This is a genomic window from Mesorhizobium abyssinicae, assembly GCF_049887195.1.
Classification (GTDB): Bacteria; Pseudomonadota; Alphaproteobacteria; order Rhizobiales; family Rhizobiaceae; genus Mesorhizobium; species Mesorhizobium abyssinicae.
Genome location: NZ_JARAKC010000076.1, coordinates 1 through 2,185, shown reverse-complemented (window position 1 = coordinate 2,185; position 2,185 = coordinate 1). Strand labels below are relative to the sequence as shown.

Annotated in this window: 2 protein-coding genes; one reads left to right on the top strand and one right to left on the bottom strand. The window is 64.1% G+C overall.

Annotation, left to right across the window (positions count from 1 at the left end; genetic code table 11):
• Positions 1–216: 216 nt before the first annotated feature.
• The gene (locus tag PU724_RS33640) at positions 217–825 is read right to left on the bottom strand and encodes a hypothetical protein (protein ID WP_354426064.1); all 609 of its coding nucleotides are present in this window, start codon (positions 823–825) and stop codon (positions 217–219) included.
• A 260-nt stretch (positions 826–1,085) separates the two neighbouring features.
• Between PU724_RS33640 and PU724_RS33635 the strand changes: the two genes are divergently transcribed.
• On the top strand, positions 1,086–1,982 hold the full coding sequence (locus tag PU724_RS33635) for a GlxA family transcriptional regulator (RefSeq protein ID WP_245494602.1): 897 nt from the start codon (positions 1,086–1,088) through the stop codon (positions 1,980–1,982).
• The last annotated feature ends 203 nt before the right edge of the window (positions 1,983–2,185 follow it).

The following is a 2,185-nucleotide window of genomic DNA, read 5'->3' as shown; positions in this document are numbered from 1 at the left end:
AGGCACGGCGCCGAAATAGCTTTCAAGGCTCGAAATGGCAGTCTCTCCCTCGTTAAGACTGCCTGCTCACAGAATCCCTTCTCAGCCCAACTTCAAGTCCCAAAAAGCCATATGCGATTCCCCTGCCGTTCACGGGGAGAAGGTGCCGGCAGGCGGATGAGGGGCGGCGCGACGTTTCTAATTTCGCCCCAGAGTGCGCGACGCATGGGACCGGCTTCAGGTCTGCCGGCGGCCGAAGACGCGGGCAACGCGCCCCAGCAGGCTGGTACCTGCAGCAGCCGGCTTCACCGGCGGCGCCGGCATGGCAGGCCCGGCACCGGCACGATTTTCCAGGTCGGACGCCATGGCCATAACCGCCTTGTTGACATCGAAGGCCGATGTCGGACGGGCGTCCTTCATTCGTTGCTGGGTCAGCGGCGAACATGTCGGGCGGCCGTCCGCGCAGAGTACCTCTCCCATGGTCAGCTGGTGGGTGAAGCGGAAAAGGGCAAAGACGGCATATTTGGTCGCCTGCGCGTCATAGGCGCGGCTTTCGACCTTGGCATGGATTTCCAGCAGCTTCGGGATCAGGAACTGAGCCTTGTCCGGCGCGGCTTCGCCTTCGTATGGCAAGGTGCTCCAACCGGCCTTGATCAATGTGGCCCTGAATTCGGCTGGCTCTCGCCAGAGGGCGACGACAGTCGCGGGATCGACAAAAGCCGTGACGTAGTTCCCCTTCATGTTGTGGGCGATGCTGACCTCGTCCAGCAAACGCTTGCATTCGGGAACGAGCCAGACGGCCTTTGGAAAGATCGACTGGAATTCGAAGTCGTAGTTCAGTTCCATCCGAAAAGCCTCCGGCGTTTCATCACCCTGACCTTTGGGTTAGTCTCGCAATTTCCACTTAAGGTTTTGCCTATCTTGCTTGGTGAACGGCTGACCGGCGTCCCCGTTGCCAGCCGGCCGGGCCACCCGCTACAGTTCCAGCCGCCTCAGGAAAGAGCATCGTGACTTCCAATCCCGCCAACTGCAAACGCGACCGCGCGCAGCCGGCGGCGGGCGAAGCCCCCCTCGCCTTCGCCGTGCTGGTCTTTCCCGGCTTTCCGATGATGGCGTTTTCCTCGCTGATCGAACCGCTGCGCGCGGCCAACGTACTGGCCAAGCGCGAATGCTACCGCTGGGTGATCGTCGGCGCGGATCCCGGCACGGTCGAGGCCTCCAATGGCGTCGTTATCCAGCCCGGCTTTTCGGCGGCCGATGCGCCGAAGGTAGACCGCATCGTCGTCTGCTCCGGCGGCGATGCCGACCATGTCGTGGCCGACGAGGCGATGAGCTGGATCCGCAAGAGCCTGCGCGGCGGCGCGCATATCGGCGCGGTGGCCGACGCCGCGTTCTTCCTCGCCCGCGCCGGCCTGCTCGACGGCCATGCCTGCACCCTGCACTGGACCAGCCAGGCGGCGTTCACCGAGGCATTCCCGGACATCGAGCTCAGGCGCGATCTCTTCGTCATCGACCGCAAGCGTTTCACCTCGGCCGGCGGCGTCGGCAGCCTCGACATGATGCTGGAGATCATCACGCGCGACTATGGCGCCGAACTGGCGGCGGGCGTCGCCGAATGGTTCGTGCACAGTCCTTTGCGATCGAGCGTCGACCGCAAGCTGATGCCGCTCAGGCTGCGCACCGGCGTGCAGAACGAGCTGGTGCTGTCGGCCATCGCGATCATGGAGGACGCGGTGGAGGAGCGGCTCGGCATGGCGGAGCTGGCGACAAGACTCGGCGTTTCCCCGGACAAGCTCGAGCGCAACTTTCGCGCCGAGCTGGATATCTCGCCCAACGGCTACTACCGGCGGCTGCGGCTGAAGCGCGCCGCCGACCTGCTGGCGCATTCGACGCTGATGGTGCGCGATGTCGCGCTGGCGTGTGGGTTTGCTTCGATGTCGAGTTTTGCCCGGGCGTTTCGGGAGGAGCATGGGCACGCGCCGAAGGCGATGCGAAGGCAGTAACGCTTCACTGTGCTGAAATGGTGAGACGCTGGCGGGACAGCGCCCCCCTCTGTCCTGCCGGACATCTCCCCCACGAGGGCAGGGCTATCGCATATGGGTTAGCGCCTGGATGAGATAGTCGTCGTTCCACGCGCATTTCTTGATGCGGTGGCTGATGGGGACTTTGTCGGCATCGGCTGCCTGGAGGACGTTTCTGGCGATGC

Excerpts from the sequence above, each read along its gene's own strand:
- PU724_RS33640 (WP_354426064.1), bottom strand. The coding sequence starts at position 825 with ATGGAACTGAACTACGACTTCGAATTCCAGTCGATCTTTCCAAAGGCC.
- PU724_RS33635 (WP_245494602.1), top strand. The coding sequence starts at position 1,086 with ATGATGGCGTTTTCCTCGCTGATCGAACCGCTGCGCGCGGCCAACGTA.